The 8,645-nt window shown below is 31.9% G+C and carries 9 protein-coding genes; 5 read left to right on the plus strand and 4 right to left on the minus strand.

The window, feature by feature from the left end; translation table 11 throughout:
• From V7056_RS11045 to V7056_RS11060, 4 genes are all read left to right on the plus strand, one after another.
• The coding region (locus V7056_RS11045) for a hypothetical protein (RefSeq protein WP_499701894.1) at positions 1–303 on the plus strand (303 nt) is incomplete at its 5' end.
• A gap of 246 nt (positions 304–549) precedes the next feature.
• Positions 550–1,311, plus strand: coding sequence for a DeoR/GlpR family DNA-binding transcription regulator (locus V7056_RS11050; protein WP_499701896.1), 762 nt, complete (start codon positions 550–552; stop codon positions 1,309–1,311).
• Positions 1,312–1,331: 20 nt separating this feature from the next.
• Complete coding sequence (locus V7056_RS11055) at positions 1,332–1,952, plus strand: HAD family hydrolase (RefSeq protein WP_499701898.1); 621 nt, start codon at positions 1,332–1,334, stop codon at positions 1,950–1,952.
• A gap of 557 nt (positions 1,953–2,509) precedes the next feature.
• Positions 2,510–3,163: a pyridoxine/pyridoxamine 5'-phosphate oxidase gene (locus V7056_RS11060; protein ID WP_499701900.1), complete on the plus strand. Its 654-nt coding sequence runs from the start codon at positions 2,510–2,512 to the stop codon at positions 3,161–3,163.
• Positions 3,164–3,271: 108 nt separating this feature from the next.
• On the opposite strand, the gene V7056_RS11065 is transcribed toward V7056_RS11060, so the two are convergent.
• Positions 3,272–3,604 (minus strand): YciI family protein, encoded by a 333-nt coding sequence (locus V7056_RS11065; protein WP_499701902.1) that lies wholly within the window; start codon positions 3,602–3,604, stop codon positions 3,272–3,274.
• 199 nt (positions 3,605–3,803) lie between these two features.
• Between V7056_RS11065 and V7056_RS11070 the strand changes: the two genes are divergently transcribed.
• On the plus strand, positions 3,804–4,403 hold the full coding sequence (locus V7056_RS11070; protein ID WP_499701904.1) for a DUF1510 family protein: 600 nt from the start codon (positions 3,804–3,806) through the stop codon (positions 4,401–4,403).
• A gap of 116 nt (positions 4,404–4,519) precedes the next feature.
• On the opposite strand, the gene V7056_RS11075 is transcribed toward V7056_RS11070, so the two are convergent.
• From V7056_RS11075 to V7056_RS11085, 3 genes are read right to left on the minus strand one after another with little or no spacing between them, the layout of a single operon-like run.
• Positions 4,520–5,620 (minus strand): Ger(x)C family spore germination protein, encoded by a 1,101-nt coding sequence (locus V7056_RS11075; protein ID WP_499701906.1) that lies wholly within the window; start codon positions 5,618–5,620, stop codon positions 4,520–4,522.
• Complete coding sequence (locus tag V7056_RS11080; protein ID WP_499701908.1) at positions 5,610–6,704, minus strand: GerAB/ArcD/ProY family transporter; 1,095 nt, start codon at positions 6,702–6,704, stop codon at positions 5,610–5,612. Before V7056_RS11080 ends, V7056_RS11075 begins: the two co-directional genes overlap by 11 nt.
• Before the next feature lie 10 nt (positions 6,705–6,714).
• Complete coding sequence (locus tag V7056_RS11085) at positions 6,715–8,259, minus strand: spore germination protein (protein ID WP_499701910.1); 1,545 nt, start codon at positions 8,257–8,259, stop codon at positions 6,715–6,717.
• Positions 8,260–8,645: the final 386 nt, after the last annotated feature.

The following is an 8,645-nucleotide window of genomic DNA, read 5'->3' on the forward strand; positions in this document are numbered from 1 at the left end:
CATAAAAAAGTAGAAATTGTATTCAATGAAGAAAATAATGGTTTAATCATCTTAAATAATGATTCAAATTGGCTAGACTTTACTACCTATGGGACTCTCTATATAGGTAATGACTTTAGTCAGTTTACCATCTTAATATTTGAAAAAGAGTCAAAAGGGAGTAATGGATGGAGTGCTGGTGATGGGATAATGATTTCTGCACCAGCTAAAAGTAGAGAAGAGGCATTATCGATTTCTAATCATTTAATGAAAGATTTTTTGAATGGAAATGGGAAGAAATCGCTAGAAGACTTTAGAAGGTAACTTTTATAGCTAACCTATTCATAGGTAGTACAGATCTAAGTCGCAAATGCGACTTTTTTTATGTATGAAGGAAGTTTCCTAAAAAGATAGCGATTATTAGGGGGGAAAGTATTGGAAATTTATCTAAGGGTACAATTACTATTTACTTAATATAACTTATTAAAAATAAGTATTAATCTTATTTTTACTTAAAACAACTTACATAATCGCTTAATATGACTTATAATGTAAAAGAGGAGGTTACTAATGAATCAAGACGAACGGTTAATACGTATCCTAAATTATTTAGAAACTCATAAAACAATGAACATTAAACAAATGTGTGATATGTATAATATCTCACGTGATACTGCAAGAAGAGATATTGTAAAACTTTCGAAAAATAAAGCAGTGGTTAGAACTTATGGTGGAGTAGCTTTATCAACTTTTCATAAGAAAATTGATAATTATCATGAGCGTTCACTTAATGAATTAGAAACTAAAAAAATAATTGGAATGAAAGCAGCGAATTATATCGAGAGTAATGACATGATTTACTTAGATGTTTCAACTACAGTAAATTTTATCGCCCAATATGTAACATCAAAGAACGTAACTTTTGTAACGAATTCGATTGATAGTGCTTATACATTAGCGCAATCTGAAGATGCGACAATTCATTTTTTAGGTGGAATATTAAATAAATCCACTAGACATGTTACTGGATATTCTACAACTGAAAAACTAAAAGATTATCATTTTAATAAGGTATTTATTGGTGCTGTGGGTATTACAGAAGAGGGTATTTATTATGCTTTTGAGGAAGATATTCATTTTAAGCGTGAATTAATAAAGCATGCTGATCAAGTTATTTTATTGGCAGATCACACCAAGTTTTACCAACGACAGAACTATAAAGCTTTAACACTTGAATCAATTGATACATTTATTACGGATCAAGAACTACCTAATGATTTAAATAACATGATGATAGAGCACGGTGTTGAAGTAATCATAGCAAATCAATAAGAAAAATAGGGGGAATTATTTTGGTAACATCTATTATTTTTGATATTGATGGTACAATTTTGGATACAGAGCAAATAGTACTTAAATCTTTACAAAAGGTTTTAAAGGATGAACTGAATAAAGAATATCAATTACATGAATTAAGATTTGCCTTAGGAATTCCAGGTAAAGAATCTTTAAAGAAATTAAATGTATCTAACATAGAAGAAGTTCATCCAAAATGGTCTAAAGCTGAATTAGATTTCTTACATGAAGTAACCGTATTTGAAGAAATAGAAGAAGTTATAAAAGAATTATCACTTAGAAATTTAAAACTTGGAATCGTTACTTCGAAAACGAAGAAAGATTTAAATGAAGGATTCGAACCATTTGGTTTAAATGGTTACTTTGAACATATAATTTGTGCATGTGATACCGCTAAGCATAAACCGAATCCTGATCCACTAGTAGCTTGTTTAGCAAAATTAGAAGTTACGAATGATCATGCTATATACATAGGGGATTCTATATATGATATGCAATGCGCAAAAAGTGCTGGTGTAAAATTCGCACTTGCATTATGGGGTTCAAAGACAACGGAAGGTTTTGAAAAAGCTGATTATGTATTAAACAAACCAATTGATATCCTAAATTTAGTTTGATAGAGTTTAAATGTAATGGAATCAATAAGATATGAAAAAAGTCGGTCCTTAACATAGTAGATCGACTTTTTTGTATGAAAATTAAAATAATAACATATGTATAAATGAATTTAGCTATCTTTTGAAGGGAGTTATACCCTTGTGCAGCGGATAAAATTTATGATTAAAGCTTTTATGAATGAGCCATTGTGGTTCAAAGTGTTAATCTCTACTACTTTCCTTGCTTCGATTTTATTTAGTAGTTCAATTTTTTCGAACCATGCTTATTTGCAAAGTTGCTCCAAATTAGCAGCGGCTATCTTCTTTTCTGCTTACGCTATCAAAATTCGGAGGAGTTTTAAAAGAGCTTTAATTTTATTTGGTTGTTCTCTAATATGTTTAGTTCTATCAATTTTGGCAATATTCTAGGTNNTAAGATTAATAGCTATGTAAATAGGAAATAATCCAAAGAAGTAGGGGGCAATACAGCTCCCTTTTTTTTACGATTTAACAGGTTTGTAGAAAAAAATGCAGAATCTCTAATTAAATATAGTTAGTAAATTAATCGGAGGAACTATATGGACGACATTAGGAAAGTTTTTAAAAAAAGTAAAACACTTAATGGACCATTTCCAATTTTTGATATTAACAATGCGTCAGAACGTCCAGATGAACTTTTTCTGGAATGGTTTAAATTGGCTTTAGATTATAATGTACATGAACCACATGCAATGACACTTTCAACAATTGACCAAAATGGGTTTCCAGATGCAAGGGTTTTAATAATAAAAGATATGGATCAATACGGGTGGTATTTTGCATCTAGCTCACAAAGTGAAAAAGGCAAACAAATAAATAGTAATCCTAACGTTGCTATGACTTTTTATTGGTCAATAATTGGAAGACAAATAAGAATACGTGGAAAAGCAATTGAAATGGAAAAAGAATTAAGTGCGCAAGATTTTTTTGAACGAGGTACAATAGCTCGTGCAGTAGCTTTGACTGGTAAACAAAGTATGATTTTAAAAGCGGAAAGTGAATTTGTTGAGATAGTAAATAAACAAATTGAACATTTACATTACAACCCAAATTTAGTGCTTCCTTCGTGGACATTGTATCGAGTAGTTGCAAAAGAAGTAGAGTTCTGGCAGGCAAATGAAGATCGTAAGCATATAAGATTAAGATATTACCTTGATGGAGGTAGGTGGTTAAAAAACATATTGTGGCCTTAAACTAATTTTATTTCTCTAATTCAACTTACACTAATAATAGTATTTTCTATACATGAAGAAAATGGATCAGCAAAATACTGATCCATTTCTCTTTTTAAAATTACCTAGTCATGAATTATGTTTAGGAAGCACTGCCAGCATCGGGTGAAACTCTGTCGTCATAATTCCAGCCATAACAGCAGGGTCTTCTGAGATTAGTTTTGGGACTTCATCTTCATTTTCAACTTCTATGATAGCAATTCCATGAGGTGATGTAGGATTTCTTACAGGACCGAAGACTAGAGCAATCCCTTGATTTTGCTTGTCAGTCCAATATGCTATATGTTTTCCCATGATAGTTCGTTCTTCATCTGACATGTCTTGTTGAAAAGTTGTTCTTGGGGGAGTAGATTTTAGCATAAAGTGCAATTTAGCTGAATGAATTTGGTTGTTGTCTGACATTTTAATTTACCTCCATTTTTCTGAATTACTGTAGCGACACTTACTTCAATTATTTCATAAATGATCTTCTAATACAAAGTAGCTAAATTTAAATGAGTTTATCAGTTGTATTACGAAATGGTTAATTTTGTGAGAAATACTTCAAGTTTTTCAATACACATGGTAGAATTTTGACATTCTCAGATTTGGGAGAGTGGTTATGTTGAATAATGGAAATTCACGTGCAACATCTAGAGCAAAAAGAAAAAAAAACAAATTGATTTTAATTGGATCAATTGCAATAGGACTTATACTGATTGTATTTGTTTCGTTTTCGATTTTTTCATCAAATGATAACAATGCATCCCAAAAAAGTACGCAAGCCTCAACCGATAATCAGGAAAAGCCAACTGCAAACGAGGATTCTACAGAAGATGAAACAAGTGAGGACACAGCGTCAGAAGATCAAACTCAAATTGATGAATCAAGTAGTGATGCAGTATCAGGGGATTCTACATCGGATAGTTCACTGGCAGATTCTACAATTGCTCCGGAAACTCCTGAACAAACTGGAATGGAGCATGTTACAAACTATGATTCTAGTTCTCAAGATTGGCAGGATATGCTACAGACAATCGCAACTTCCACTGGAATAGATCAAAGTAATATGACTGTTTGGTTTTTAGGGAGCGATAAAAGCAACCCAGGGGGATCAGTTGGGACAGTCTCTGCAAAAGAAAAAGGGTCACAAAAATATCGCGTGTTTCTTGAATGGAATGGCACAGGTTATATAGCAACGAAAATTGAACCTGCATCATAAAAAAAAGATAGTGAACATCAATGAAACAAAGGCTGTCGAGTATATCTCGGCAGCCTATTTTTTTCAATTATTTTTGTTGACTATAGTTTAGGGTTGTTAATTAATTCTTTCTAGATTCATTTTGATTTTCCAGTATTAATTAAATCTACTTTTACATTTACTTTATAATTCAATTTTGAATAGGTCTGGTTCCAATTCATCTTCTTCCATTTTTCATATGATGAATGATTACGGATTAATGTACCGATTCCTAAAGGATCAGTTTGGTCTTTTTGTAATTTGATTAACAATTTTTTTGCATTTGTTTTTATGTAATTTTCAATTTGATTTTCCAATTGCCTTTGATACTTTTCCTTACTAATATCCAGTGTCCCTGTGTATTCAAGGACGCTTCCCTCTAAATCAACTATGAACTCGACTGTCTTGTTTTTTCTCATGTTTATTTTTTTATCATTTTTCGATGTGATATCACTTAAAAATAGTTGATTCGTTTTTCTTGTTTTTTTATCATCCATATTGATCATCAAGCTGCCATTATGAACGTTCCCGCATAATAAGTTAAGGATATGTGTTTCACTTAAAGGTAAGAGTGAAACATACTGGTCACCTTTAAAAGTACCCAATCCCTTTAATTCGATATTGTCTCGTTCATAAGTAAAAACTGGTAAAACAGGATCAATACCATCGTCGTAATAATCTCTTGAAAAACGGTATTTATCAGTATTTAAAATGCTAGTTTGAGTGCCTAATTTATCCATGAATGTATAAAGGTATTCAGCATTATCTGGAATAGAGGGAATCTTCTTTTTTAGAAGTTCTTCACCTTTTCCCTCAACGATCGCAAGTTTAACGCGAGTTCCGAATTCTGGATCTCTTGAAAGTGTCTCAACAATGTTGAAAAGTCCTTTTTTAGATAGTTCTTCCCCAAAGAGAATCGTACTCTGTCCACCAACAAGCTTTAAATTAGTTAAATTTTGAAGGTTTATGAAGGTTTCATGAGAAGATTTTCCATTTGCAGTTAGAAACTGAGTTCCAGACATACCTTCTTTAGACACAGTGGGGAATAGGACAGTTGTTTTTACTGGATTATCGTTACTATCTGTTTGATCAAATGCAACTGCTTCAATTATGGCTAAATCTTCAATTATTTTACTTCCTCCACAACCTGTTAACAATAAACAAGATATGACGATCATTACAGGAATTTTATTTTGCATGATCCGTCTCCCTATCAATCAGGTTTTTAAAAATTTGAATAAAAAGAATACATAATACAAAGAGCGGTAATGCCCAAGCTATTCCAATTGCACAATAACTAAGCCGGTTTAACCACTTTTCGACATCCACTATGGAATCTGGGAGCATTGCAAGTATAAATGCGCATGCAAGTATGAATAATATCCAAACATTAGGCTTCATCTTTTTCATCATATTTCCTAAAAATTGCTGGGCTCCCCAGAAATAGATGACAATTATTGATAATATTTTGAATGCAAATACGGAAAAGCAAAGATTTTCTGCTCGTGAAAGGAAACTTACTTCTGTATATTCAAACAATGTCATAACTGGGATTATATCATTCAAAATTTGATTGAAGCTAAAAAAACCATAGCAAGTTGCGGTGACAAGGATATAACTTACTGACGTCAGTAAATTTCCAATAAAAAGGGCCTTTGTCCATTTTTTTTCTACCATAGGGAAAAAGAGGATGGAAACCTCAATACCTAAAAAAGCTGTGTAAACATGGAGTGCTCCCTTAAAAAAATCTGTTCCACCTTTAAAAAAGAAAGTTGTAAAACGTGCAAATTCAAATTCTGGAACAAGGTAAAAAAGTAAAAACAGCATCGGTTGCACGATTGCGCATAAAACCACAATTGCTTTAGTCATCTTGTAGAGTCCGCCTCTTAACAATTGAAAACTAAGTAAAATAAAGAAAAAGATAAATAGGCTGACTGGTAAAGCTGGAAAAAACATCATCTTAAATATGAAAATATATAATCTCATAATCATGCTTGCAGTTCCAATCCAAACACAAATGATAAATAAATAGAAGGGCACCATGATCCATTTGGGAACTGTCGTGTCAATGATTTCAAAAATTGACCTTCCCTTACCAAGCTTATAAATAAACACAATCATCAATATATTTATATTAACGAGTACGAAAATGAAAATGATACTAATCCAGCCATTTGTTCCAAAATATTCGGCAGTATATCGAGGTAAACTATATAAAACAAGACCATTTTGTATCATATAGATTAAAATTGATAGTTGAAATGGATGAAGTCGTTCCTTCATAAGATCACCACTAATTCCTCTCTTTTTCACCATCATTTTGCATCGCTGGTTGACCTTTTTTTATTTTATAGTAAGGTCCTCTCACAATACTATCCATCCAATCTTTTACGAAGGTTGGAGAAATCGGCATAAAATATGGTGAAGATAGATTTGTTAACCCTGTTAAGTGGATGGTTAGAATACCTAATGCGAAAAATATCCCAATATTCCCCATAAATCCTGCCATTGCTATAAATAGAAACCGAATGATTCGAATGGAAGAACTCATAATATAACTTGGGACAATAAATGAAGCAATGGCCGATACTGCTACAACAATGATTAAGATATTACTAGTAATTCCAGCCTCAACTGCTGCTTGGCCAATGACAATACCGCCTACAATACCGATTGTTTGACCAATTTTTGTGGGTAGTCTAGCACCCGCCTCCCTAAGAAGTTCAATAACTATTTCCAAAAAAATAGCTTCAACAATAGGTGGAAAAGGGACTTTACTCCGAGATTGCATGATACTTTGAAGTAGGGACTGTGGAATCATTTCGTAATGATAGGTACAAATGGAAACATAAAAAGCAGTTAGGATTAATGTTATAAATAAAGCCATGTATCGCAATATTCTTACGCCTGTTCCTATGATCCAACGCTGATTATAGTCATCTGGTGACTCAAAAAAATCAAAGAAAGTAGAGGGAGTACAGAAAATGTTTGGACTATCATCAACAAGACCGATGACCTTACCAGCATATAGTTTTGATACAGCAATATCAGGTCTTTCGGTCGTATAAAATTGTGGGAATGGCGAATTTTGATGATCGTCTATTATTTGAATCAAAACGTTGGAGTCTGTTATGGAATCAACTTTTAAAGATTGAATTCTCGCTTTTAGATGATTCACAATATCCATTTTTGCAATTCCATCAATATAGATTAATACAACTTTAGTTTTTGAAATTTCCCCAACAGATAACTTAATCATTTTTAAGCGAGGACTTCTGATTCTTCTTCTAATCAATGAGACATTCGTATGAAGTGCCTCATTAAATGAATCATGTGGCCCATTTATGACAGTTTCTGATTCAGACTGTGCTATTGCACGTTCCTCAAAGCCTGATACACTTATTAAGAATGTATTATCTCCAAAGAACATCGCAACATTACCGTCTAATATCTCATTAATTACTTTCTCTTGATTGTTTTCAAGTCTATACAGAGATTGTTGAAAAGATTTATCGTAAATATTGAAATTCTTTTCTCTTAATGGTGAAAGAATCTCCCATTCTAAAGTTTGAGAATCTACCAATGAGTTTAAATATATAATTTGAATTTCATCCTGATTGAATGAACGATGTACAAGGTCAAAACCATTCCCTAATTCGGTAATTGTTTTTTCGTAAGAAGCATCTGTAAATTTCTCATGATTATTAGCTTTCAATATAGTAGTATCGTCTTTAGAAGCTTGTGGATGACGATTCAATTGTTGATTGTTAGGTACTTTAACAAAATCAGTATCTTTTTGTAAGAAAATCTTTTTTAACTTTGCTCCTAAGCGACCCATTCACGAACCTGCCTTTTAAACCAATATATTTATATATTATTTATCATTCAATCTGCAAATATGTATATTAATCATTAAATAAATTGATAGTTATAAAAATTGGTTTGATTGCCTTGTTTAGATTCAACTACCAAAGTCGAATACTTATTAATAAAGTTTATTGACTTTATCCATTAGAAGAAAAAATGTTAGTAGGGGATCATTTGGACTTATTGTTATAATGAATAGAAGGATTTTTATCTATATTGAGTTATTATATTTAAGTAAAGATATAGTTTATTAATTTCTACGAGAATTTACTTTTTAAAAATGAAGTACCAACTTTTGTAAGATTAAGTCGACGGAGTTGCTCCATCATCCTTTATTTTTAGGCTCTGTTAATATTA

The organism is Bacillus sp. JJ664, assembly GCF_036962205.1.
Classification (GTDB): Bacteria; Bacillota; Bacilli; order Bacillales; family Bacillaceae_G; genus Gottfriedia.